Raw genomic sequence first — 24,223 nt, forward strand, 5'->3', positions numbered from 1 at the left:
CCGTGTGATCAGCAGTTTAAATGATCACGTTCGAAAGACCTTGAAAGGGACGTATCTAAGAGCCTGTTCAACGTCTTTTCGCCGCGTCGCTGATCTGGAAAATGGCCAGGCACAAGGCGTGGTGCGCAGGCAATAACAAGTTATTGCCAAGCGCCACAACGCAGTGAATGGCCGTTTTCCAGCTCAGCCCTACGGGTTCGCAGCCTTGCAGGCGAATGGCGGCGTTGCAAGCCGCTGACGGTACCGGTACCGGAACCCGTACCGCTGCGCGGCTTGCGCCTTGCCCTTCATCCGGCAAGGTTGCGAACGACGCGGCGAAAAGACGTTGAACAGGCTCTTAGCGGGTGCGATAGGCGCAAAAGCCTGGGCGCGGGCCGATGCGTGGATGATTGCGGCAGGTATTGGGGCGCTTGGCGTAGATGGTGCAGCGGCGGCTTTGGGCATCCAGGTACAGGCAATCGCCATTGGCCCGGCGGGTGAGGGTGTAGATGCTGTGCTTGAAGTTGAAGTGCTGCACGATCCTGGCCTTCATCAGGCGCTTGGCGATCTGCTTGGGCGGCTCGCCCTCGGCCTCAAAGGCATCTACCACCCCCATGCGCACCAGATCAGCCAGCTTGACCTCGACAGGCATGGTGCAACAGGTGGCCACGCAGCTATCGCACATGCCATCGCGGTATTTCAGCCAAGTTCCGGTGCGGTCCAGATCGGCATGGTGCAACAGTATGGGCTTGGCGGTCATGCAGTAAGGCGGTGAGGGAAGCAGGCCGGGGATTATATCGGATTTGGGCGGCTGTTGCGGCAAAGTCCTTGAATCCAAATGGGCTAATGGTTTTTTCCGGCCCCTGCATACTCAAGCCCTGCTCGATACAGGGCCGCAATCAGATCGGACTGTGTGAGCATGCCTACCAACTGCGCCTCATGGTTGAGCACCGGCAGATGGTGCATGCCGCCATCGGATAGCGGCTGGACCAGATCGGTAATGGTCTGGTCCTCCTGCGTGGTCAGTACCTGGGTTGTCATGATGCTAGCTACCGGCAGCGTTTCCTGCTGGGGATGCATCTGGGTTTGGCCGTCAGGCGTGATCAGGAAGTCATGCAGGGTGACTATGCCCAGCACCTGTCCTTGCGGATTCAGCACAGGCAAGGCTTTGATACGGTGCTGGCGTAGTAGCGTCCAGGCCTCGCTGCAGGGGGTTGAAGGCGTCAGGTGCACGATATCGCGCGACATGATGTCGCGGCAGCGGATATCGCCAAAGCGGCGGCGGTAGGCCCGTGTCTCTGCATCCAGCAAGATGGCTTGCAGATCGCCCTTGTCGATATCCAGCCATTCGCGGTGCGCTTGCAGGGCGGCATCGAGATCAGCCGATGTCAACCCCAGGCGGGCACTGGGCTTGGGGTCGCTGGTGCCGTGACCGTTGCCGGCGGGGGACGGCTGGTGCGGGTAGCGCCGGCCGGCCAGGCTGTTGAAGCCCAGGGCCACCAGCAGGAGCAAGGCCGTGTTAAGGGCAACCGGCCAGACCGCAAAGCCATAACCCAGGCTGGTAATGGTGGGGCCGCCCAGCACTGCGGTGAGCGCCACTGCCCCGCCCGGCGGGTGCAGGCAGCGCAGTTGCAGCATGGCGGCAATGGCCAGTCCGCACGCCAGGCCGGCTGCCAGTATACCTACCCCACCCTGAGTGCCTATGAGTTGGGCACACAACACCCCGATCAGGGCTGACACCAGATTGCCCAGCAGCATGTTCCAGGGTTGGGCGAGGGGGCTGGCGGGGGCCGCAAACAGCAATACAGCCGAGGCGCCCATGGGGGCAATCAGCCAGGGATGGATATGCCCCAGCGCCCAGAGACTCATATAACCGGTCAGTAGCAGGCCGATGGCTGCACCCAGACAACTGGACAAGCGTTCCCGCCAATCCATGACCAGCGGATGGGGCACAAAGCGGGTGAGATAACGATACAGCGACGACAAGGGTGCACTCCAATCTGGTGCGAATGCACCGAATCGGTGCATTGTAGGGCACGATAAATACATCATGAAGTGATATATTTATTGGCATGCACAACGCCCCTGCGCCCACGGCAGTCTTGCCTCCGCTTGAGAAAGCCCAATACGAAGCGCTATCGACCTTCCGCTACCAACTGCGGCGATTTCTGCACTTTAGCGAGCAGGCCGTGAAGGCCGAGGGGCTGACTTCCCTGCAGTACCAGTTGCTGCTGCATGTACGCGGGTTTCCGGGCCGAGACTGGGCAACGGTGGGGGAGCTGGCTGAGCGCTTGCAGATACAGCCGCATGGCGCGGTGGCGCTGCTGACCCGCTGCGAACAGGGTGGCTGGGTGATGCGCCGCAAAGGCGGGGAGGACAGGCGGCAGGTACAGGTGCACCTGCTCGGCAAGGGCAGGGATTGTCTGGAGCGACTGGCCAGCCTGCATGAAAAGGAGCTGCGTGCGCTGCAGGGAACGTTTCAGGTGGCCAATATCACCAGCTTCAACAACACGGGCGACGACACCGGGCAACAGGGAGCCAGGTGAGCGTGGTGGCGATGGTCATGCCCCCGGCAAGCAGCTGAAACTGAGCGCCACCACATTTCTACCTTCATGCCAGGCATATTGGCATCGACTGGGTAGTGACTTCACCAGCAGGCAACCTACCCCGCCTACCTGTCCGTGTTCCACCGCCTGCACCACCGTATTGGCATCTTGCAGCAATGGGTTATAGGGCTGGGCGGCGTCCAGGTAACGGATTTCGACCTCCTCTGCGCGGCGGGTGATTTCCAGCCATACCAGCGCCTGTGCGGCAGGGGTGTCGGGCCCGTAACCATGATGCACAGTGTTGGCAAATAGCTCTTCCACGACCAGTTGTGCTCTCAAGGCTTCCTGTTGGGCAAGGCCCAGCGCCCGGCATGTTTGTGTCAGCCAGTCCTGCAGGGGGTGGAGTTGGCTGAATTGCGCGGGAAAGCAGCGGGCGTGCGGAATCATTGCTATACGATAGTAGATGGAGGTGCACATCATGCATATCAAGGTGATAGCTGTGGGGGTGCTGGCGATGGTGGCGGCCTGGCCGGCATGGGCTGGTGAGGCTGCCGGCATGATCAAGACGGCGCAGGGCAAGGTGGAGGTGGTGCGCGGCAGCCAGCGCCTGCCCGCAGGGCCGGGGTTTGCCGTGATGCAGTCCGACAAGGTGCAGACCGGTGCGGCCAGCAGCGTGGGTATTACGCTACGGGACAATACCTTGCTGTCGGCAGGGGCGAATTCGAGCTTGTCGCTGGATCAGTATGCGTTCAATCCGACGACCCATCAGGGGCGGATAGACGCTACGCTCAAGCGCGGCACCTTGTCGGTAATCTCGGGCAAGATTGCCAAGACCTCGCCGGATGCTGTGCATTTTCGTACTACGGCAGTCACGCTGGGTGTGCGGGGTACCGAGTTCATACTCGAAGCGCACGGCGAGGAAGATTGAGATGGAATTGTTTGTGCCCTTTACCCTGGCGACCTGGCTGATCGCCCTGAACCATGAGCCGGCCAACGACAGGGTAGTGCTGCTGCCCAGCGCCGATGGCCGTGCGGGGGCGGTGCAACTGAGCACTGCAAAGGGCGAGTTGCTGTTGGCGCAACCCTATGCCGCAGCAGAGGCCAGCGCCGATGGCAAATTGACGGGCAGCACGGCAGATGGCGCCAGTGTGCAGGCTCGTTATGGCGATACGCTGGCGGCATTACCGGCCAGACCGGTTTCTTTCACGGTCTACTATCTGTCGGGATCGGCCGAGGCGTTGACGGCGGAATCGGCTGGGCAACTGGATGCGCTCAAAGCAGAGCTGCTACGGCGGCCGGTGCCCGAGATTGTGGTGGTCGGGCATACCGACCGGGTGGGCAGCCAGATGGATAACGATGCGCTGTCGCTGGCCCGCGCGGGCATGGTGCGCCAGCGCTTGCTGGACAGCGGGGTCAAGGCACAAAGCATGGAGATTGCTGGCAGGGGAGAGCGGGAGCCGGCGGTCGAGACGGCAGATGAAGTGGCCGAAAGCCTGAATCGGCGGGTGGAGATCATAGTCCGCTGATGGTGCTGCTGGCGGCCTGCGCTAGCGGTTACGGCGTAACAGCAGCAGGGTGAGATCGTCTGATGGCGGGGCGTCACCGACAAACTGCTGTACATCAGCCTGTACTGTGCTGACCATGCGCTCAAGGGGGGCATCAATCGGCATACTGTTCAGCAAGGCTTCCAGTCTTGCCATGCCATATAGCTCGGATTGCGCATTCATGGCTTCGGTAATGCCATCTGTGATCACGCAGAGCGTATCTCCCGCTGCCAGTTGGTAGGTTTGTACGGGGTAGGGAAAATCTTCCAGTATGCAGAGCGGCGGACCGCCGGCCCCCTTGAGCTGTGTCAGCCTACCATCGGTGCACCTTAGCCAGGGAGCATCGTGGCCAGCGTTGATCAGATGCAGTTTGCCTGTCGCTACCTCCAGTATCCCGGCTACCACGGTAATGAACAGGGTTTCGGGGTTTTCGCGCGCCAGCTCCTGGTTCAGTTGGCCGATGATGGCGGTGATGTCGTCCTCACCCCGTAGCGCAATGCTCTTGCCCAGTGCCTTGGCCACCACCATGAACAGGCTGGCTGGCAGGCCTTTGCCCGAGACATCCCCCACGATGAAGAACAGATGGTCGGGTCCGAGCATGAAGAAATCGTACAGATCGCCACCGACTTCGCGTGCGGGCTCCAGCACGGCAGCCAGCTGAAAGCGGGTTTCGGCAGGGAATTGCCGGGTGGCATAAGGCAGCGAGCCCAGCTGCAGGCGGCGTGCGGCTGCCAGCTCGCCCGCGACCTTGGCGGCCAGTTCGCGTTCGTGCTGCAAGGCTTGCTGCGCCTGCCGTCGCTGGGCATCGGTCTCGAGAAATCGGCTGCTCAGCAGGCTGCCCAGCAGCAGGCACAGGCTGATCAGGATGCTGGCCGCATCGAACAGCAGCCCGCCATACCGGAAGCCGGCAAAGCCGGTAGCGGTGATGAGGCTAAACAGGACGATGGTGCCAGGCATCAGCCAGCGCAGGCGGGTACGCGGTGCGGCCGCTATCAGCAGCAAGCCTGCCAGCAGCAACACGCTACCTTCGAGGTGGCGCATCCACACGGGGCGCTGCAGAAACTGCCCGGCGATCAGGCTTTCCATCAGCTGCGCCTGGATTTCCACGCCGGGTACCTGCGCATCCAGCGGCGTGGCACGCAGGTCGGTCAGCCCAAAGCCGGTGATACCTATCAGCACCAGTTTGTCTTGCAGGGCGCTTGGATCGACCTGGCCAGACAGTACCTGGGCTGCCGAGACGCTGCGGCTGTGGCGGGCTGGTGCAAATGGCAACCAGACTTCGCCATTGGGCAAGGTAGGGACGATCAAATCGGCGACACGGGCTTCGCGTATGCCTTGCTGGTCCACCACCAGCGTGATGGCCGGTACGCCTGTGGCGACGCGCAGCATTTCCATGGCAAGGGAGGGAACGGGCTGCTGGTTGACGCTGACAGCCAGCGGCATGCGCCTGACTATGCCACCATCCAGGTCCACCGATAGGACAGCCTGGCCAGTGGCCGCCGCCTGCAATTGCGGCAGGCTGGCCAGTACCCAGGGATAGGCGCGCAGCCACGGAAGCGGGTCGCCGCCCTGGACCAACACAGGCTGGCTGCGCAGGCCCTGGGTGGTGGATAGCGTAGGGTAGTCGAAACCGGCGGCGCCCAGTACCACCGGGGCAGATCGTAGCGATTGCACCAGTACGGCTTCATGGCTGGGTAGGGCGGCAAGGGTGGTCGCTAGGCCGGCCTGGTTGGCCGGCAGGTTGCGGGCCACCATGGCGGGCGAGGTCTGATCCGGCTCGGGCATGTAGAGATCAAGCCCGATGGCCAGGGGGCGGTGGGTATTGATGGCGTCTATCAACCGGGCCAGCTTGTTGCGGGGCCAAGGCCATTGGCCTAGCTGTTGCAGGCTGGGTTCGTCTATCTCGACCAGGGTGACGGGCTGGCCTTGCGGCTGGCGCGGCCAGGTGTGCTGGTAGAGATCGAACAGGGCCAGGCGAGCGGCGGGCAGGCCAGCTTGCGGCGACAGTTGCTGGAAGCCCAACAGGAAGAACAATAGCAATAGCGCCAGCGGGCGGCCCCGCCTGGCCTGTAGCAGCGTTGCTACAGCGCTGCGTAGCGGCATCAGAGCACGACTTCCAGGCCATCCCATGCCGATAGTATCTCCAGCGGGGCGCCTTCCCGGGTCAGCTCTTCGAAGCGGCGGGTTTCGTTGAGTATCTGGGCGATCTGCAGGTCGTCATAGGCGGGTTCGTGGTGGAACAGGCATAGCCGCTTGGCCTGGGCCAATTGACAGAGTTCCACGCCGACGATATTGGACGAGTGACCCCAGTCCTCCTTGACCGAGATGGCGGCAGCCAGCGAGTACATGGCATCGAAGATCACCAGGTCGGCTTGGCGGAAAAAATCGGCAAAGGCGGCGCGCTCGGCCAGATCGCCGACATCGTGCTCTGAATCGGTGGTGTAGACCACCACGGCCTTGCCATCGTCAAAGCGCCAGCCATAGGAGTCGCCGCCATGTCGCTGCTTCTTGGCGCTGACGGTCAGGCCCGCCACGGTGTAGTCACGACCGGGCTCCATGATGTTGAAACGGATATCGGCCCGCAGCAGGGAGAAATCAACCGGGAAGGACGGCTCGGCCTGCTGGCGGCGAAAGGCGAATTCCGCTTCGCTGTGGCAGCTGTGGATGATGAGCTGGTTGCCTGGGATATAGGCGGGTGTAAAGAACGGGAAGCCCATGATGTGATCCCAGTGCAGGTGGGACATGAACACATGATAGGTCTGTGGCTTGCCGCCATGCTGCCCCAGGTAATGGCCGGCCAGTGGGCGGGCGCCGCTGCCCATGTCGAGAATGATGTGCTCGGCGCCGCCTGTCTCCAGTTGCACGCAGCTGGAGTGGCCGCCAAAGCAGCCGGCGGTAGCGAAGTCGAGCTGATCAACATAGGCGACCACCTGCTCGTGGCTGTTTAAATCCACACCGCCCGCCCCCGAAAGCGCTGTGATCAACTTGGCCCGTACTGCTTGTGCAGTCATGGATACCGGGATGGAGCCTCGGGTGCCCCAGAAGCGGACTTTCATCGCAAGGCCTCTATCGCATCGGCAACCGTGGGGTAGACCTTGAGCACCTGATCGAAGTGACTGATGGCAAAGACTTCGGCCACCAGGGGCGTAAGCGCGGCAATGGCGATGCGGCCTTGCTGGGCTGTGGCCTGCTTGTGGGCCAGCATCAGCGCCCGCAAGCCTATGCTGGAAATGTACTCGACCCCAGCGAAATCCAGCACGATGGCTGGCTGGCCTGCGCAGCAATCGGCCAGATAGGGTGACAGGGCCGCAGAGAAGGGTTCGGCACCGGCCTGGTCTATGCGGCCCTGGGTGCTTACCAGCTGGATGCCATCGATCAGTTGTGCGCGCAATTGCATGAGGCTATCCGGTAGTCGTGGACAAGGCCGGGCGTGGTACTGCCTGACGGTTTTATTCTAGTGCCTGATTTGGACTTTATAGCCTGATACGCAGCGTGTAGCGGTGGCAGGAAGGGGCACGGTGCGGGTTGGCGCAAGGGCCGGCCAGATGCTTGCCCAAGGTGTGCGAGAGCCGGGTGGCGAGGAGCCGCCGAGGGCGATGTTCAGGGGGCGATCAGTTGGCCCGGCCTGGCTTATGGCGGGGCCGCCAAAGCTGTAGAACCTTTGTCCATTGGTCGTGCTTGACTTGCCGCTTGTCGCGCGCACCCGACGTTTTGGCCAATGTGGCAAATTTGCTATTGAACTTTGCCGTAAATGTACCGATATTCGGGTTGAAGGCCGATTGATCAGTGTGCGCCATGGGCGCAGAAGGGATGCAAGATGATCACCGTCTTTGATATGGCCTCAGGCCAGGATGAAAAGGTAATCGGCGAACCGGTTTTTGTGGCCCAGGCCACCGAACAAGCCAGACAGCGCCAGGAGCTGCAGTTGCGACTCCTGACGCTGGATGAGGCCATGGCAGCGGAGCAGCGCTCAGACCGCCTTGGCCGCTAGGGCTGTCGCAGCCTTGGAGGCAAGTGCCTTGCCCAACTGGCCGTTGATAAAGCGGCCAGCTGCGGCGAGTTTCTCCAGATCCACCCCGGTCTGTATTCCCAGGCCGTCCAGCATATACACCACGTCTTCGGTGGCGACATTGCCACTGGCGCCCTTGGCGTAGGGGCATCCACCCAGGCCGGCGGCAGAGCTGTCTATGGTGGCGACACCCATTTCCAGTACCGCATAGATATTGGCCAGCGCCTGGCCCCAGGTGTCGTGGAAGTGCGCGCCCAGATGGGCTACCGGCACCGCTGCCGAGACGGCAGCAATCATCTGGCGGGCTTTCTCTGGCGTACCTACCCCTATGGTGTCGCCCAGCGATACTTCGTAGCAGCCCATATCGTAGAGTGCCTTGGCCACGCGTACGACGTCGGCCAGCGGTACGTCGCCCTGATAGGGGCAGCCCAGCACGCAGGACACATAGCCGCGCACGGCAACGCCATCGCGGCGCGCTGCCTCGACGACCGGGGCAAACCGGGCCAGGCTCTCGGCTATGCTGCAATTGATGTTCTTTTGCGAGAAGGCCTCGGACGCAGCAGCAAATACCGCTATCTCATCGGCGCCCGCAGCACGGGCGGCCTCGTAGCCCTGCATATTGGGAACCAGCACGGGGTAACGTACGCCGGGGCGGCGCTTGAGACCACGCATTACCTCGGTGTGGTCTGCCATCTGCGGCACCCACTTGGGCGAAACAAAGGCGGTGGCCTCAATCACGCTGAGGCCGGCATCGGCCAACTGGTCGATAAAGGCTAGCTTCACCTCGGTGGATACCGGCGATTTCTCGTTCTGCAGGCCGTCTCTTGGGCCGACTTCGACGATCTTGACTTGCTTGGGCATGGCCATATTGGGTTGTCTCCTGGTGAATCCCTGAATACGCCTACCTGCTACTGGGGTTTACTTGAGCTGGCGGGGACGGATCATTCAGCGATGGTCAGCTGATTTTACCTGTTGCAAGGCGCTCGCAGTTTGGCCGGACCCTGTGCGGGAAGCTGTGTTACGGCCTTTGCAGGCGACCCAGGCCCGCCAGTCTTGACATGAGGGCGGGGCTGCAACGAACAAGGGCCGCTGGTCGCGGCCCTTGTCTGGGTGCTGTATCGGTTTACTTGGCGAAGCCGCAGAACACATCGCGCATCATGCTGACGACTTCCAGCGTGCGCGGATCGCCCACGCGATAGTAGACACGGTTGGCATCCTTGCGGGTGCGCAACACGCCTTTCTCGCGCATGATGGCCAAGTGTTGCGAAATATTGCTCTGCGAGGTCCCGACTGCGTCGACGATGTCCTGCACGCTTACTTCGTTCTCGCCCAGCACGCACAGTATCTTGAGGCGCAGGGGGTGGGACATCGCTTTCATCGCGCGGGAAGCCTGCTCGATTTGTTCGTCGTCCTGGATCAGGTGATAAGACATGGCGTACTTCTGAATATTATTCGGTTGGAATATAAGAAACTTTAATCTCCGGCATGTTAAACGTCACCCTGTGGCCGCGCAACCGCGCACTACACGGTAAAATGCCCTTGATATGAACTTGCCCAGCTGACTCCCATGACTGCCGTGACCCCCGTACTGCTGCTAATCCTTGATGGTTTTGGCCATCGCCTAGAGGGTGAAGACAACGCGATTCTGCATGCCAGCAAGCCCAACTGGGACAAGCTGGTGGCCCAGCACCCGTACACTACCATCAATGCGTCAGAGCAATATGTCGGTTTGCCTGCAGGCCAGTTCGGCAATTCCGAGGTGGGCCATCTCAACATAGGCGCGGGCCGAGTGTTGCAACAAGACATCAGTCGGGTGGATTGTGACGTAGCCGACGGCGCACTGGGAAAAAATCCGGTGCTGGCCCAGGCCATCTCGACCGCCAAAGCATCGGGCAAGACCCTGCATGTGATGGGGCTGGTGTCGGATGGGGGCGTGCATAGCCACGAGAGCCATATTCATGCGCTGATCAAGGATGCGCACCAGGCCGGGGTGCAGCGCATTGCCGTGCATGCCTTCCTGGACGGGCGTGATACGCCACCGCGTAGCGCCGAGCGTTATCTGGAGCGCTTGCAGGCCGTATGCGATGCCTGCGCGGGAGCCGAGATTGTCTCGGTGGTTGGGCGCTACTATGTGATGGACCGCGACAAGCGCTGGGAGCGCGTGGAGCCGGCCTACCGCCTGATCGTCGATGGCGAGGCGGAGCATGTGGCGGCGACGGCGCTGGCTGCCCTGCAGGCAGGCTATGCACGCGAGGAAAACGACGAATTTATCCTGGCGACGGCGGTACGCCGCGATGGCAAGGTCAGCCGGATGGAAGACGGCGATGTGGTGGTGTTCATGAACTTCCGCGCTGACCGCGCCCGCGAGATCACGGTGGCCATCAACGAGGACGGCTTTGATGGCTTTGCCCGCCCACGCCGCCCGCAGCTGGCCAGCTATGTGACGCTGACCAGTTATGCCGAGGCGTATCCCTACCCGGTGGCCTATACCAAGCCCAAGGTGCAGAACAGCTTTGGTGAGTATATTGCCAGCCTGGGCCTGAAGCAGTTGCGCATTGCCGAGACCGAAAAGTACCCGCATGTGACGTACTTTTTCTCTGGCGGCGAAGAGAAGGAGTTCGCCGGGGAGGACAGGGTGCTGGTGCCGTCGCCCAAGGTGGCGACTTATGACCTGCAACCGGAAATGAGCGCGGTGGATGTCACTGACCGCATTGTGGCGGCCATAGAAAGCAAGCAGTACGCCGCCATCATCTGCAACTATGCCAATGGCGACATGGTGGGGCATACCGGTAATTTTGCCGCTGCGGTTCGGGCGGTTGAGGCGCTGGATGGCTGTGTGGCCCGTTGTGTGGCGGCCATGCAGGCTGCCGGCGGCGAGGTGCTGATCACGGCCGACCATGGCAATTGCGAAATGATGTGGGATAAAGGATCGGGCCAACCGCATACCCAGCACACCACCGATCTGGTGCCTTTTCTCTATATCGGCCGCCCGGCAACGCTGGCGCCCGGTAATGAAGGTGCATTGAAGGATATTGCGCCCTCGCTGCTGGCGATGATGGGCCTGCCTCAACCGGCCGAGATGACCGGCCATTCGCTGATCCGATTCGCGTGATACGCCGCCTTGTAACCTTATGGCTGACGGCCGGACTGGCGGCCGGCATGGCTTGGGCTGCCCAGCCGGAAGAGGATCTGCAGCAACTGCGCGAGAAGATAGACAGCCTCAAGCAGGAGCTGCAGGCCAATGAGGCGACGCGCCACGAGGCAGCTGATGCGCTGAAGGAGTCGGAACAGGCCATCAGCGAGGCCAACCGGTCGGTCGCCTTGCTCAATCGGCAGCAGCAGCTGTCGCAGGCGGAGCTCTCGCGCGTCAACCGCGACATCAACCAGGTGAACGATAGCCTGCTGGCCAACCGTAACCGGCTTGCCGCGCTGATACGGGCACGTCAGCGCAATGGCGAGCACGAGGCCCTGCGCCTGCTGTTGAACAAGCAGGACCCGAACCGCCTGACCCGAGATCTGCGCTATTACCGCTATATCGCCCAGGCGCAGCATCGCCTCTCCGGCGAGTTGCAAGCCCAGTTGGACAGGTTGAACGGCCTGGCCGAACTGATACGGCAAAAGCAGCAGGAGCTGGAGAAGATTGCCTCAGACCGCAAGGCAGCACGCGACAGGCTGCGTGCGGAACAGGCGAGCAAACAGGAGGTCCTATCGAAGATTGCCAGCGAGATAGGCACCCAGCGCAAAGAGATTGGCAAGCTGCAGCGAGACGAGAAACGCCTGACCAACCTGGTGGAAAGACTGGGGCGGATGATACGTGAGCGCGAGCAGAAGGAAGCCCGCGAACGCGAGCGCAAGGAGAAGGCCCGTAAGCTGGCAGAAGCCAAGGAAGCCGCCAGGCTGGCCCGTGCGGCCAAGACTGGCAAGAAGCCGGTGGAACCCGTGACACCCAAGGCAGAGGGTGAACCTGCGACCAAGCCGGAGATCGAAGCCAAGCCTGATGCCGTGGTGAAGCAGAACGATGCCTTGCCGGATAGCAGCGCCAATGGCCGGCGCTTTGCCGAGTTGAAGGGGCAGCTGCGCCTGCCGGCACGTGGTGAGGTGGTGGGTAAATTCGGCTCGGCGCGTAGCGAAGGCACCTTGTGGAAAGGGGTGTTCATCCGCTCGCAATCCGGCCAGGGGGTGAAGGCGATAGCCGGTGGTCAGGTGGTATTTGCCGACTGGCTGCGCGGCTTTGGCAATACCCTGATCGTGGATCATGGTGGCGGGTATATGAGTGTCTATTCGGCTGCCGATGCGCTGATGAAGCAGATTGGTGACCGGGTCAGGGCTGGCGATGACATCGCGACTACCGGGAATAGCGGTGGCAGCGAGCAATCGGGCATATACTTCGAGATAAGATATCTTGGCAAGGCCCTCGACCCATTGGTGTGGGCGAAATAGCCGGTAAAGGAAATTGGCAATGCAAGCGAATGTGCAAAAAATCAGCTGGCTGGTAGCCGGTACGGGCCTGGGAATACTGTTGACGGCAGGTGCTACGGCGCTGGCCGAGAAGCAAGCCATGTCGCCCCTGCCGATCAACGAATTGCGTGCCTTTACCGATGTGTATGCCCGCATCAAGCAGGATTACGTCGAGACGGTGGACGACAAGAAGCTCATCAACGAGGCCATCAATGGCATGTTGACGGGGCTGGATCCGCATTCTGCCTACCTGGACCCGGAAGCGTTCAAGGACCTGCGTGTCAACACCAGTGGTGAGTTTGGCGGCCTGGGCCTGGAAGTGAATCTGGAGGACGGCCTGGTCAGGGTGATCTCGCCGATCGAGGATACCCCTGCCTTCATGGCGGGCATCAAGGCAGGCGACTACATCATGAAGATCGATGAAGCGCCGGTGCGTGGCTTGTCGCTCAGCGATGCCGTGGCCAAGATGCGGGGCAAGCCCAATACGCCAGTGGTCCTCACCGTGCTGCGCAAGGGTGAGACCAAGCCGCTGGTATTCACCCTCAAGCGGGCTGTGATCAAGGTGCAGAGCGTGAAATCCCGTATGCTGGAAGCGGGCTATGGCTATGTGCGACTGGCCCAGTTTCAGGATCGCTCCACCGAGGATGTCGCACGCGCGCTGGACGGCCTTTACAAGGAAAACAAGGGTTCGCTCAAGGGGGTGATCCTGGATCTGCGCAATGACCCGGGTGGTGTGCTGACCGGCGCCATAGGCGTGTCCTCGTTGTTCCTGCCCGACAATGTGCTGGTGGTCTCCACCACGGGCCGTGCGCCGGGTTCGAGCGAGAAATTCAACTCCTCCAGCGAGTTCTTCCCCCGCGATGGCAAGCCGCTACCCAAGGATATCAAGACCGTACCGCTGGTTGTGCTGGTGAATGCCGGCTCGGCCTCAGCATCGGAGATCGTGGCCGGCGCGCTGCAGGATCACAAGCGTGCTGTGGTGGTGGGTACCCAGACCTTTGGCAAGGGGTCGGTACAGACCATCATCAATGTCGGCAAGGATTCGGCCATCAAATTGACCACGGCCCGTTACTTCACGCCGAATGGTCGCTCCATCCAGGCCAAGGGCATCGTGCCGGATATCGAGGTTGAAGAGGCTACGCTCAACGGCGTGACGGGTGATGCCTTCCGTGTGCGGGAGGCTGATCTTGACCACCACCTGAGCAATCCGCAGGGCGGCGACGAGACCAAGACTGCACCGGCCAAGCAGGGGCAGCCGGAAGCCAAACTCGCACCCCAGCCGGCCGCACCCGCCAAGGTCAAGCCCGAGGCGCTGGATAAGGACGGTAAGCCGGTAAAGGATGAAGAGCCGCTGCGCCCGGGCGAGATTTCGCTGAAGAAGGACTATCAACTGCAGCAGGCGCTCAATGTGCTGAAGGTGCAGCAGATTGTCAGCCGCACGACACCGGTGAGCGAGAGTGGCGTTGCGGTGGCTACAACCACCAAGTAAAGCATGATGGCGGGTGCCAGGTTTGTCCTGGCGCTTGCGAAGTCTGTCACCTCTCGTGGCGAGAGTTTGTGGTAGGCGCTAAGCAGGTATGAAAAAACAGGCGGACATGGAAACCATGTCCGCCTGTTTTTGTGTGCAACGCGCGCCCGCTGACCTTGCTGCCAAGGTCAGCTGGTACTTAGAACGTGTGCATCAGACCCACGGCCAGGCCACGTTGATCGGCCACTGCGGCACCAGTAATGCTCTTGTCGGCGCTGAGGGCGGAGTACTCGACCAGGGCGTAGGTACGCTTGCTCAGGCCGTGCTTGTAGCCGATTGCGTAGCGGGTGAAGTCGCTGTCGGCAGCGCTATTGCCACCTACATCGGCTTCGGCGGCGAACTGGGCTCCGGCGCGCAGGGTGCCAGCACCTATCTTGTAGGTCACCGTGGTGGTGACGGTGTCGCGGTCAAAATCGACACCGGCAGTGCGCCATTCGCCAGCCTGGTAAGCCAGGCCCAAGCCCAGATCACCCAGGGTGTAGATGCCGCCGATTTGCCAGGCCGACTTCTTGTTGCCGCTCACGCCAGCCAGATTGCGCTGCTGACCGTAGGACAGGCCGGCCTTGATGGGGCCGTTGCTGTAGCTGGCCAGCCCCGAGAAGCCATCGGACGAACCGGTGGTGCTGGTCTTGTTTTCGCCGAAGCTATACATACCGGACAGGTTGACGCCGCCCAGGTTTGGGGAGTCATAGCGGATGGCGTTGCTGAAACGCGAATCCTGGATGCTGTCGACCGAGTAGGAGGCAGTTGCTGCAGCACCGATGGCGCCGTCAAAGATGTCGAACCAGTCCACCATATTGGTGTAGGGCGTCTTGCCGCGACCCAGGCCGACCTTGCCGAAGTCGCCTTGCAGGCCTACCCAGCCTTCGCGGCTGGCGAAGTTGGTGGTGGCTGCGTCATCAGGACGCAGGCCTTGTTCAATCTGCCAGAAAGCCTTGAGCCCGTCGCCCAGGTTTTCGTCGCCCTTGAAGCCCAGACGCGACGAGGTGTAGAGGTTGTCTACCTTAGTCTTGGTGACAGGGCCTTCGTCGTGGAACACCACGCCGACGTTCATCTGGCCATATACCGTGACCGTACCTTCGGCAAAAGCCGGAGCGGCCAGTGCACCCATTACCAGCGTGGCAAGCAGAGCCTTGCGCATAGTTTTCTCCATTGTTCGATATCGTAGGGAGCCTGTCCGGGACTCAGGCGAGGAAAAGTTTGCGCGCTGGGAGCGCGGCCTCGCAATCGGGATTACCCGGATATCAGGGAAATAGCGGGTATTTACTGTTTTATTTGCAACACATGACCGGTGTTCATGCAGCTATGCATGGTGTTTCGGCGGGGAATGTGCAAGACGGTGGGCAATAAAAAAAGCGGATGCTGTCGCATCCGCTTCAAATGCCTGCCTTGGTCAGAGATCAGAAGTTGTGGCGGATGCCTACGCTGAAGATGCGTGGATCGGCGCCGGCAGCGATCGGTGCGCCACCGGAGGTGCCGTTGGCGAAGCCGGCGGATGCCTTGGTTTCATTCTTGATCTGGGTGAACAGACCGTACACGGCAGTGCGCTTGGACAGGGAGTAATCCACTTCCAGGCCATACATGTCGATGCCGTCCTGGGTGTTGCTGCCGATATCGTTCTCGCTGGCGGTGGCCCAGGCGCCCTTCAGGGTAACGGCGCCTATCTTGTGGCTGACGGCCAGGGCGAAGGTATCTACTTCCTTGACGGTTTCGTTTTCCAGCTGGCTGTATGCCGCGCCAAAGGTGGTGTCGCCCAGCTTGAAGCCGCCAACCAGCTTCAGGCCCTGGCGATCCTTGCCGGCCGCTACCTGGTCTGCCTGGTTCTCATAGCCCAGACCGACATTGAAGGTACCGTTGTCGAATTCGCCGGAAACGGAGAGGCGGCGCTTGTTGGTGGAGCCGGTCTTGGCTTCATCGGGGGCAAACGAGGCGCGCAGGGTGATATCGCTGAACTTGGGCGAGGTGTAGTGCAGGATATTGTCCTGGCGGGTATGCAGGCTGATGCCTGAGGCCTTGCCGTTGGTGATGACTTCGGTTTGCTCGGCATTGCCCCACATGATGTCCACGTTCTTGTTCAGTTGCTTGAACGGGGTGTCATGGCGGCCGATCAACAGGGTGCCGAAGTCGCCCTTTAAGCCGACATAGCTATTGCGGTCGGCAAAAGAAGTCTGCGCGGCGTTGTCGGGATTGACCTTGGTTTCGATCTGGAACACAGCCTTCAGGCCACCGCCCAGGTCTTCTTCGCCCTTGAAGCCGATACGCGAGGCATAGCCTTCAACGCGCTGGGTCGTGACACCCTTGAGTGCAGCGGTGTCGCCATTGTCGAAGAACTCGTAGCCCATCTCCAGGCGGCCATACAGGGTGACATTGCTGTCAGCGGCAAAGGCGGGGGCTGCGAGTGCGCCGAGGACGGCGATGGCGAGCAATTGCTTTTTCATTGGATAGGCTCCAGTTGTATGAATCGGGAAGCGCCGTGAGGACAGTACCTGCCTGTATGCCTGGGTAAGAACAGGGGAGGGATAGTCGCTGCTGGCGGTGGGCCGGGCGCTCTGCGCCTGGGCAACGGCGCGATTTATACGGGAGCCAGGTGACACCCAAATTACATAAGCTGCTGCTGTTGCTGCAATGCAGCAGCAGAGGCCCTGTCATGAACCCGGGCCTTGGATGGATAGTCGGCGTGAGCAAGCGCCAGGGCAGGTGCTTGAAAAGCAATGAGGCGCCCAGGGGCGCCTTGTTGTGGGGGCTGGATACGGATTCAGGCAAACAGGCGGCGTAATGCCAGGCCCGGAGAAGGCTCGCGCATGAAGGCTTCGCCCACCAGGAAGGCATATACCTCATGCTCCAGCATCAGATTGACGTCGGCCGGCTTGAGTATGCCGGATTCGGTCACGACGATACGATCGCTAGGGATATCGTCCAGCAGGTTCAGCGTAGTCTGCAGGCTGACCTCGAAGCTGCGCAAGTCCCGGTTGTTGATGCCGATCAGCGGGGTCTTCAGGTGCAGGGCGCGTTCCAGTTCCGCGCCATCGTGCGATTCCACCAGGACGGCCATGCCCAATTCCTGCGCCAGGGCTTCCAGTTCCAGCATATGCGCGGTCTCCAGCGCGCCCACGATAAGCAGGATACAGTCGGCACCCATGGCCCTGGCCTCGTAGACCTGGTAGGCGTCAACCACAAAATCCTTGCGCAGTACCGGTAAGCTGCAGGCGGCACGGGCCGCCTTGAGGTAGTCGGCATGCCCTTGGAAGTACTGCTCGTCGGTCAGCACAGACAAGCAGGCTGCGCCATGCTGGGCATAGTCCTCAGCGATTGCCGCAGGCTGAAAGTCGGCCCGTATCACGCCCTTGGAAGGGCTGGCCTTTTTGATCTCGGCAATGACGGCTGCATGGCCGTCTGCATATTTGCTGCGCAGGGCACCAACGAAATCACGCAATCCGCCCAGGGCTTCCGCCGCTGCGCGTACGGCGGTTAAGGGGGTATGCCCTTGGGCCGCGGCGACTTCTTCAATCTTGGTGGCGAGTATCTGCTTGAGGATGTCGGACATGGATCAGGCTTTGTATTGTTGGGTCAGGTTCACCAGGGCATCAAGCCTGGCGCGGGCGGCACCGCTATCAATGGCGGCGGCGGCGGCGGCAAAGCCATCGGCCAGGGTGGCGCTGACGTCGGCAGCATAGAGTGCTGCGCCGGCATTCAGTACCACGATATCGCGGCAGGGGCCTGTCTCGCCGCCCAGCACGGCTTCGATACGTGCGCGGGATTCTTGCGGGTTGCCGGCGTGCAGGTCGGCCGCCTGGCAGAAGCTGAAACCATGCTCGCGTGGGTCGAACACGTATTCGCTGATTTCACCCTCCCTGAGCTCGGCCACCAGGGTGGTGTCGCGCAGGCTGATCTCGTCCAGGCCATCGCGGCCGTGCACGATCAGCACATGGCGGCTACCCAGCTCCTTCAGCACGCGGCATTGTATGCCGACCAAGTCGGGATGGAATACGCCCATGACCTGATTGTCGGCAGCGGCTGGATTGGTGAGTGGGCCGAGTATGTTGAAAATGGTACGTACACCCAGCTCGCGCCGTATGGGGGCGACGTTCTTCATGGCACCGTGATGGTTGGGCGCGAACATGAAGCCTACGCCCAGCTCGTCTATGCAATGGCCTACCTGCTCGGGGGTGAGCACCAGATTGACGCCCAAGGCCTCCAGTACATCGGCCGAGCCGCTGCTGCTGGATACGCCGCGATTGCCGTGCTTGGCGACACGCGCACCGGCGGCGGCGGCGACAAAGGCTGCGGTGGTAGAGATATTGAAGGTATGGGCCCCATCGCCGCCAGTACCGCAGGTATCCACCAGATGGCGCCTGTCCTGCACGGCAACCTTGCTCGATAGCTCGCGCATTACCGTGGCAGCAGCGGCTATCTCGGATACGGTCTCTACCTTGACCCGCAGGCCTATCAGTATGGCGGCGGTCTGGGTGGGCGTCATTTCCCCGGTCATGATCTGCCGCATTACGGAGAGCATCTCGTCGTAGAACAATTCGTTACCGTCTATGAGGCGGTTGAGGGCGGCTTGTGGCGTGATCATGGCGTGGGTGCTTGCATCAAACAGGGTGGGTAGGGATTTCAACCTAAAGTCGAGGGGCTAGCAAAGGAAATGGGCTTATTTCCTTATGACTTTCCAGGCTGCTTTAGGGGAGGCCGTGCGGGTGGCGGCTCAGTCGCCGTGCCAGCGGGCATCCAGCCAGTCCCGCCACTGGTACCAGGCCATGCCCAGGGTCAGTGCGGCCTGGGTAAAGCCTGGCAGGTGGGTAGGCAGGGCATGTTGGGGTATGCGCTCAAACAGCGCAAGCCGTTCGGGCCGGCCCAGCATGGCTTCGGCCATGACCTTGCCGACGAGACCGCTCAGGGCCAAGCCATGGCCGCTGAAACCCTGGGCGAACAGGGTGCCATCGGAAAGCCGGCCCAGGTGCGGTAGCTTGTGGGGTGTGACATCGACCCGGCCACCCCAGGCATGCTCGATTCGGGCGTCGGCCAATTGCGGAAACACCTGCAGCATGCGCGCCTGAGTATCGGCAAGGCGGTCTGTGGCCGTGCCGGCAGCACGGCCGCCAAACAAGAGGCGATGGTCGGTGCTGAGGCGGAAGTAATTGAGTACCCGGTTGCAATCGGCAACGGCCGCATTGCTGGGCAATAAGGAGCGTGCCAGGCTGGCGTCGAGCGGTTCGGTTGCGACGATGAAACTCTCCACCGGCAGGAAATGGCGGGCCAGCTGTGGCGTCAGCGCCGTGGCATTGGTGGCCAGGAACAATTGGCGGCAGTGCAATTGCCCGGACGGGGTCGCGATGCAATAGCCATCGCCATCACGCTGCCAACCTTTAGCAGGGCTGTGCTCGTAGAGCTTGGCGCCAGCTGCCTCGGCGGCATCTGCCAGGCCCAAGGTGTAGGCCCAGGGGTCCAGATGCGTTTCGTGTGGGTCGTACAGGCCACCGACATAGCGGCCGCTGCCGACATGCGCCTGAAGGGCGTAGCCGTCCAGCAGTTGCAGCTCGGCATAGCCGTAGCGTTGCCGTGCTTGTTGCTGCCATTGCGCCAGCTCTGCCAACTGGCCCTTATGCAGCGCAGCGTAGACATAGCCACCGGGGCTGAGATCGCAGGCGATATTGAAGCGGGCGACATGCTGTTTGAGCAGGGCTAGCGCTTCACGCGACATGTCCCAGAGTTGCCGGGCGATGGCAGGTCCAACGGCTTGTTCCACGACCGCCATGCTGCCGGCAAAGCCCTGCAGTGCCTGGCCACCGTTGCGGCCTGAGGCGCCGCTGCCTAGGCGATCTGCCTCCAGCAAGGCCACGGAAACGCCTTGTTCTGCCAGGTGCAGTGCGCAGGACAAGCCGGTAAGGCCACCGCCCAGGATGCCCACATCGGCCACAAGCTTGCCGGTACAGCGGGGACGCACAGCGGGTGCAGGTTGGCGGCTGGCATACCAGCAGGGGCTAAGCGGCGTCACGGCATCAATTGATTGCTGGCGTCGAATCGCGGTAGGCCGTCATCGCAACTGGCCCAGCTTACATGGCTATCGTAGAACACATGCGAGGAAGGGTGTTGCACCTCGCCCTGGCGCAGGCTGGCGCGGGCTATGTGCATTTCGTCGGCCCAGCGCAGGCCATGGAAAAACATTGGGGTGCCGCATTGCTTGCAAAAGCCGCGCTTGGCAGCATGCGAGGAATCAAACCATTGCAGCGCGGCCTCGCCCTGGCTGAGGCAGAACGCGGACAGCGGTACACCAAACCAGGTCACGAAGGCGGCGCCATGGGCCTGCCGGCACATGCTGCAATGGCAATGGGCACACCATTTGGCGGCTGCCGTGACGCGATAGCGTACCGCGCCACAGAAGCATTGGCCCTCCAGTGGGGAGGCCGGAGGGCTGGCGTCAGGCATAGGTTTTGAGGAAGTTATCCAGCATCTGGTGGCCGTGTTCCGTGAGGATGGCCTCGGGGTGGAACTGCACCCCTTCTATAGGCAAGGTCTTATGCCTTACCCCCATGATCTCGCCATCTTCCGTCCAGGCAGTGATTTCCAGGCAATCCGGGCAGCTGTCGCGCTCTATCACCAGTGAATGGTAGCGGGTGGCGATAAAGGGCGAGGGTAGATCCTTGAAGGTGCCCACGCTGAGGTGGCTGACCGGTGAGGTCTTGCCGTGCATCAGTTGCTTGGCATGGATGATCTTGCCACCAAAAGCCTGGCCTATGGATTGATGGCCCAGGCAGACGCCCAGGATGGGGATTTGCCCGGCGAAGCGCTGGATGGCAGCGACCGAGATGCCTGCTTCACTGGGAGAGCAGGGACCGGGGGAGACCACCAGGTACTGGGGCTGCTTGGCGGCGATCTCATCCAGGCTGATCTCGTCGTTGCGGTAAACCTCTACCGTTTGTCCCAGTTCACCAAAGTATTGGACCAGGTTGTAGGTAAAGCTGTCGTAGTTGTCGATCATCAATAGCATGGTGGCGTCACTACCTGATTAGGCCGCCTGCCATGGGCAGGCCGCATGATCTAGAGAGGCAGCCGGCAGGTTACACCCGGCTGCGCTTGCGTCGGCGTACTGGGGCTCAGCCGTCCAGGCCCTTTTGGGCCATTTCGGCGGCGCGCAGCACGGCGCGGGCCTTGTTCTGGGTTTCCTGCCATTCGGACTGCGGCACCGAATCGGCCACGATGCCGGCACCGGCCTGCACATAGAGGGTCTTGTTCTTGATCACGGCCGTACGCAGGGCGATGGCCACATCCATATCGCCATTGAAGCCTAGGTAGCCCACAGCACCCGAGTAGATACCGCGCTTGGTGGGTTCCAGCTCGTCGATGATCTGCATGGCGCGTACCTTGGGCGCACCGGAGACGGTGCCAGCCGGGAAGGTGGCGCGCAGTATGTCCAGATTGCTCATGCCCGGCTTGAGGGCGGCCTCTACGCTGGAGACAATGTGCATGACATGGGAGTAGCGCTCTACCACGCGATCGTCCGTCACCTTGACGGTGCCGGTCTGTGCTACCCGGCCTACGTCATTGCGGCCCAGGTCCATCAGCATCACATGCTCGGCGATTTCCTTGGGGTCGGCCAGCAAATCAGCTTCCAGAGCCAGGTCTTCGTCGCGGTTCTTGCCGCGTGGCCGGGTGCCGGCGATGGGGCGCACCGTGACAGTACCACCTTCGTGGCGGACCAGGATCTCGGGCGAGGCACCGACGATATGCGTATCGCCCAACTGGTAGTAGAACATATAGGGCGAAGGATTGAGGCTGCGCAGTGCCCGGTAGAGCGTGATGGGCGGCTGCTCGAAGCGCATGGACATGCGCTGCGACAACACGACCTGCATGATGTCGCCATCAAGTATGTATTGCTTGGCCTTCTCCACCGCTGCCTTGAAGTTGCTTTCGCCGAACTCGGACTTGGCCGTGGTGGGCGGGGTGGCCTCGGTACGGGGCAGGCGAGCTGGATCACGCAGTTGCATGCGCAGTGCATGCAGGCGCGAATGGGCCTTGGCAAAGGCCTGCGGCTGGCTGGGATCGGCATAGACCACCAGATAGAGCTTGCCACTGAGGTTGTCGAAAATGGCAATCTCTTCGCTCAACAGCAACTGGATATCTGGCGCGCCTATGGGGTCGGGCTTGTCGCACTGGGCCAGCTTCTTCTCGATCAGCCGGATGGTGTCATAGCCAAAGTAACCGACCAGCCCGCCAGCAAAGCGGGGCAGGTTGGGCAACTGGGGCACCTTGAAGCGCGATTCGAACTCGCCGATAAAGCTCAGCGGATCGCCTTCATGGCGCTCGACCACTTCGCCGTTGACGCTGACTTCGGTCTGATGCCCGCGTACCGTCAGCACGGTACGTGCGGGCAGGCCGATAAAGCTGTAGCGGCCGAAGCGTTCGCCGCCGACGACCGATTCCAGCAGATAGGAATAGGGTGCATCGGCTAGGCGCAGATAGACGGACAGGGGGGTGTAGAGGTCGGCCAGGCCTTCCTGGACGACGGGGATGCGGTTATAGCCTTGGCGCGCGAGCGCGTCGAATTCGAGTTCGGTCATGGCGAGCTTTCCTGGCAAAGGGGTGAAGTAAAAAACCGGGAGGACGCGATTAGCGCCATCGCCAGGTCAGCCCGCAGTGCTTGGAATCTCTTGTCATGATGTTTGAAGTCGTTCGTCTGGGTAGTGTGGGGCAGGATCAAGGCGCAAGTGCAGGCAAGCCATCAATCCGAGCCAGCATTCTTCACGAAATCCACCGCCTCGACAAGGCTGGAGATGATGCCGGCGCACTGTAGGCCGCGTACATCCTCGTAGCCATAGTCGAGCAGCAGGCAAGGTGCGCCGGCATTTCTGGCGGCGTCACGATCAAAATGGGAGTCGCCTAGCATCAGTAGCTCGGCCGCTGTGATACCGAACTGCTGGCATACCGTCTGCAAGGGCAGGGGGTGGGGTTTTTTCTCGGGCAGGCTGTCGCCGCCTAGCACGATGTCGAAATAGGGCAGCAGGCCAGTCTGCGCCAGCACAGGCTCGGTGAAGCGCAATGGCTTGTTGGTGACGACCGCCAACCGCAATCCCATGGATCTGAAAGCCTCCAGGCCGGTGACTACACCGGGATAGGGGCGGGTTTTGACGGCCAGCAGGCGATCATAGTGGCGGCAGAAAGCGGTGATGCCGGCAGCGTGTTGCTCAGGCTCGGCCTGGCCCTCGCGTGCGTCGGTGAGCGAGCGGTGTACCAGCTGCGCCATGCCGCCGCCAACAAAGCTGGCCAGCCTGTCCTGTTCCAGGGCGGGTAGGTCGAAGTCGCTGCGCATGGCGTTGGCCGCAGCGGCAAGGTCGGCAATGGTGTCCAGCAGGGTGCCGTCCAGGTCAAGGGCGATGGCTTTGATGGGCATCAGATAAAGTCGCGGATATTCAGTACGGCGCCGTGGCCGATATGGTCTGTATGCAGCAGTTGTACGATCGCCTGCCCCCGGCTATCCGGGTCGGCCAGCTCGCCATTGGCTTGGTATTGCCTGAACTGCTCCAGCAAGGGGAAGTCCCCCTCGGGCGTGGCACGTATGCTGGCTTGCATGCCGGTGTCAATGATGCCGGGCGCCAGCGATGCCATGCGCACTGGGTGGGGCAGGCCATCCTGCTCCAGTCCCACACAGCGGTTATACATATCCAGCCCGGCCTTGCTGGCGCAATAAGCGCTCCAGCCGGTATAGGCATTACGGCCCGCACCGGAGCTGATCTGCAGTATGCGCTTGTCACAGGGACGGTCGCGCAGGTGTCGCAAAAAGGCATTGCTGAACTGGATGGCAGCGGTGAGATTGATGGTGAGGCAGCGGGCCATCTCGGCGTCGCCATAACTGCCTGCCGGCCCTATGGGCTCGACCACGCCTGCGTTGTTGATCAGGTAGATGCCTTGCCAGTCCATTGCTGCCAAGGAGCCCAGCAGTTCCTCGGCAACTTCGCTGACCTGGTCGGTATTGGCCAAGTCTACGGCCACAAAGCGGTAACCTGGCAGGGCGGCGCCCAGTTGTGCCAGTTCGGGTGTTTCCTGCCTAGCCAGCGCGATCAGGTGGTCGCCCTGTGCTGCGATGGCGCGGGCCATGCCCAGGCCCAGGCCGCGCGAGGCGCCGGTAAGGATGTAGCATCGATTGGGGCGATTGTGCATACGC

25 protein-coding genes are annotated in these 24,223 nt (G+C 61.7%); 7 read left to right on the forward strand and 18 right to left on the reverse strand.

The genetic code is table 11. The annotated features are described in order from the left end of the window. Positions 1–337: 337 nt before the first annotated feature. Both V7714_RS16955 and V7714_RS16960 read right to left on the reverse strand, forming a co-directional pair. Complete coding sequence (locus V7714_RS16955; RefSeq protein WP_335710775.1) at positions 338–739, reverse strand: YkgJ family cysteine cluster protein; 402 nt, start codon at positions 737–739, stop codon at positions 338–340. An 83-nt stretch (positions 740–822) separates the two neighbouring features. Beyond that, positions 823–1,965, reverse strand: a complete 1,143-nt coding sequence (locus V7714_RS16960; RefSeq protein WP_335710776.1) for an HPP family protein — start codon at positions 1,963–1,965, stop codon at positions 823–825. A gap of 86 nt (positions 1,966–2,051) precedes the next feature. Between V7714_RS16960 and V7714_RS16965 the strand changes: the two genes are divergently transcribed. After that, positions 2,052–2,525: a MarR family winged helix-turn-helix transcriptional regulator gene (locus V7714_RS16965; RefSeq protein ID WP_335710777.1), complete on the forward strand. Its 474-nt coding sequence runs from the start codon at positions 2,052–2,054 to the stop codon at positions 2,523–2,525. A 15-nt stretch (positions 2,526–2,540) separates the two neighbouring features. Here the strand turns inward: V7714_RS16965 and V7714_RS16970 are convergent, their stop codons facing one another. Further along, on the reverse strand, positions 2,541–3,005 hold the full coding sequence (locus V7714_RS16970; protein WP_335710778.1) for an ATP-binding protein: 465 nt from the start codon (positions 3,003–3,005) through the stop codon (positions 2,541–2,543). Between V7714_RS16970 and V7714_RS16975 the strand changes: the two genes are divergently transcribed. Both V7714_RS16975 and V7714_RS16980 read left to right on the forward strand, forming a co-directional pair. Then, a complete protein-coding gene (locus tag V7714_RS16975) occupies positions 3,004–3,453 on the forward strand; it encodes a FecR family protein (protein ID WP_335710779.1) in 450 nt (149 codons plus the stop codon). The genes V7714_RS16970 and V7714_RS16975 overlap by 2 nt on opposite strands. A gap of 1 nt (position 3,454) precedes the next feature. Beyond that, on the forward strand, positions 3,455–4,051 hold the full coding sequence (locus tag V7714_RS16980) for an OmpA family protein (protein ID WP_335710780.1): 597 nt from the start codon (positions 3,455–3,457) through the stop codon (positions 4,049–4,051). 21 nt (positions 4,052–4,072) lie between these two features. Here V7714_RS16980 and V7714_RS16985 read toward each other — a convergent pair whose 3' ends face one another. Genes V7714_RS16985 through V7714_RS16995 form a run of 3 tightly spaced genes read right to left on the reverse strand, consistent with a single transcriptional unit; the run spans position 4,073 to position 7,466 of the window. Further along, a complete protein-coding gene (locus tag V7714_RS16985; protein WP_335710781.1) occupies positions 4,073–6,172 on the reverse strand; it encodes a CHASE2 domain-containing protein in 2,100 nt (699 codons plus the stop codon). Further along, positions 6,172–7,125 carry an MBL fold metallo-hydrolase gene (locus tag V7714_RS16990; protein WP_335710782.1) on the reverse strand — a complete coding sequence of 318 codons (954 nt, stop codon included), beginning with the start codon at positions 7,123–7,125 and terminating at the stop codon, positions 6,172–6,174. Before V7714_RS16990 ends, V7714_RS16985 begins: the two co-directional genes overlap by 1 nt. Then, positions 7,122–7,466: an STAS domain-containing protein gene (locus V7714_RS16995; protein WP_335710783.1), complete on the reverse strand. Its 345-nt coding sequence runs from the start codon at positions 7,464–7,466 to the stop codon at positions 7,122–7,124. The genes V7714_RS16990 and V7714_RS16995 overlap by 4 nt, the downstream gene beginning before the upstream one ends. Before the next feature lie 420 nt (positions 7,467–7,886). Between V7714_RS16995 and V7714_RS17000 the strand changes: the two genes are divergently transcribed. Then, on the forward strand, positions 7,887–8,060 hold the full coding sequence (locus tag V7714_RS17000) for a hypothetical protein (RefSeq protein WP_335710784.1): 174 nt from the start codon (positions 7,887–7,889) through the stop codon (positions 8,058–8,060). Here V7714_RS17000 and V7714_RS17005 read toward each other — a convergent pair. Together V7714_RS17005 and V7714_RS17010 are read right to left on the reverse strand one after the other, a co-directional pair. After that, a complete protein-coding gene (locus tag V7714_RS17005; RefSeq protein WP_335710785.1) occupies positions 8,040–8,945 on the reverse strand; it encodes a hydroxymethylglutaryl-CoA lyase in 906 nt (301 codons plus the stop codon). The two genes, V7714_RS17000 and V7714_RS17005, sit on opposite strands and share 21 nt — an antisense overlap. Before the next feature lie 256 nt (positions 8,946–9,201). After that, positions 9,202–9,510 (reverse strand): ArsR/SmtB family transcription factor, encoded by a 309-nt coding sequence (locus tag V7714_RS17010; protein WP_284197462.1) that lies wholly within the window; start codon positions 9,508–9,510, stop codon positions 9,202–9,204. A gap of 135 nt (positions 9,511–9,645) precedes the next feature. Between V7714_RS17010 and gpmI the strand changes: the two genes are divergently transcribed. From gpmI to V7714_RS17025, 3 genes are read left to right on the forward strand one after another with little or no spacing between them, the layout of a single operon-like run. Next, positions 9,646–11,190 carry a 2,3-bisphosphoglycerate-independent phosphoglycerate mutase gene (gene gpmI, locus V7714_RS17015; RefSeq protein WP_335710786.1) on the forward strand — a complete coding sequence of 515 codons (1,545 nt, stop codon included), beginning with the start codon at positions 9,646–9,648 and terminating at the stop codon, positions 11,188–11,190. Positions 11,191–11,237: 47 nt separating this feature from the next. Beyond that, a complete protein-coding gene (locus V7714_RS17020) occupies positions 11,238–12,518 on the forward strand; it encodes a murein hydrolase activator EnvC family protein (protein ID WP_335710787.1) in 1,281 nt (426 codons plus the stop codon). A gap of 19 nt (positions 12,519–12,537) precedes the next feature. Further along, positions 12,538–14,025, forward strand: coding sequence for a S41 family peptidase (locus V7714_RS17025; protein WP_335710788.1), 1,488 nt, complete (start codon positions 12,538–12,540; stop codon positions 14,023–14,025). A 178-nt stretch (positions 14,026–14,203) separates the two neighbouring features. On the opposite strand, the gene V7714_RS17030 is transcribed toward V7714_RS17025, so the two are convergent. From V7714_RS17030 to V7714_RS17075, 10 genes are all read right to left on the reverse strand, one after another. Further along, the gene (locus tag V7714_RS17030; protein WP_335710789.1) at positions 14,204–15,205 is read right to left on the reverse strand and encodes a porin; all 1,002 of its coding nucleotides are present in this window, start codon (positions 15,203–15,205) and stop codon (positions 14,204–14,206) included. Between the two features lie 259 nt (positions 15,206–15,464). After that, positions 15,465–16,502 carry a porin gene (locus V7714_RS17035; RefSeq protein WP_335710790.1) on the reverse strand — a complete coding sequence of 346 codons (1,038 nt, stop codon included), beginning with the start codon at positions 16,500–16,502 and terminating at the stop codon, positions 15,465–15,467. A gap of 317 nt (positions 16,503–16,819) precedes the next feature. Beyond that, positions 16,820–17,608, reverse strand: coding sequence for an indole-3-glycerol phosphate synthase TrpC (trpC, locus tag V7714_RS17040; RefSeq protein ID WP_335710791.1), 789 nt, complete (start codon positions 17,606–17,608; stop codon positions 16,820–16,822). Positions 17,609–17,611: 3 nt separating this feature from the next. Next, on the reverse strand, positions 17,612–18,640 hold the full coding sequence (gene trpD, locus V7714_RS17045) for an anthranilate phosphoribosyltransferase (protein ID WP_335710792.1): 1,029 nt from the start codon (positions 18,638–18,640) through the stop codon (positions 17,612–17,614). 129 nt (positions 18,641–18,769) lie between these two features. Beyond that, positions 18,770–20,059: an NAD(P)/FAD-dependent oxidoreductase gene (locus tag V7714_RS17050; RefSeq protein ID WP_335710793.1), complete on the reverse strand. Its 1,290-nt coding sequence runs from the start codon at positions 20,057–20,059 to the stop codon at positions 18,770–18,772. After that, positions 20,056–20,490 carry a GFA family protein gene (locus V7714_RS17055; RefSeq protein ID WP_335710794.1) on the reverse strand — a complete coding sequence of 145 codons (435 nt, stop codon included), beginning with the start codon at positions 20,488–20,490 and terminating at the stop codon, positions 20,056–20,058. Before V7714_RS17055 ends, V7714_RS17050 begins: the two co-directional genes overlap by 4 nt. Further along, complete coding sequence (locus V7714_RS17060; RefSeq protein WP_284197452.1) at positions 20,483–21,052, reverse strand: aminodeoxychorismate/anthranilate synthase component II; 570 nt, start codon at positions 21,050–21,052, stop codon at positions 20,483–20,485. Before V7714_RS17060 ends, V7714_RS17055 begins: the two co-directional genes overlap by 8 nt. Before the next feature lie 106 nt (positions 21,053–21,158). Continuing rightward, positions 21,159–22,622 carry an anthranilate synthase component I gene (gene trpE / locus V7714_RS17065; protein WP_335710795.1) on the reverse strand — a complete coding sequence of 488 codons (1,464 nt, stop codon included), beginning with the start codon at positions 22,620–22,622 and terminating at the stop codon, positions 21,159–21,161. A gap of 161 nt (positions 22,623–22,783) precedes the next feature. Continuing rightward, positions 22,784–23,452 carry a phosphoglycolate phosphatase gene (locus tag V7714_RS17070; RefSeq protein WP_335710796.1) on the reverse strand — a complete coding sequence of 223 codons (669 nt, stop codon included), beginning with the start codon at positions 23,450–23,452 and terminating at the stop codon, positions 22,784–22,786. Continuing rightward, positions 23,452–24,219, reverse strand: a complete 768-nt coding sequence (locus tag V7714_RS17075) for an SDR family NAD(P)-dependent oxidoreductase (protein ID WP_335710797.1) — start codon at positions 24,217–24,219, stop codon at positions 23,452–23,454. Before V7714_RS17075 ends, V7714_RS17070 begins: the two co-directional genes overlap by 1 nt. Positions 24,220–24,223: the final 4 nt, after the last annotated feature.

Source organism: Chitinimonas sp. JJ19 (assembly GCF_036961565.1).
GTDB lineage: Bacteria > Pseudomonadota > Gammaproteobacteria > Burkholderiales > Chitinimonadaceae > Chitinimonas.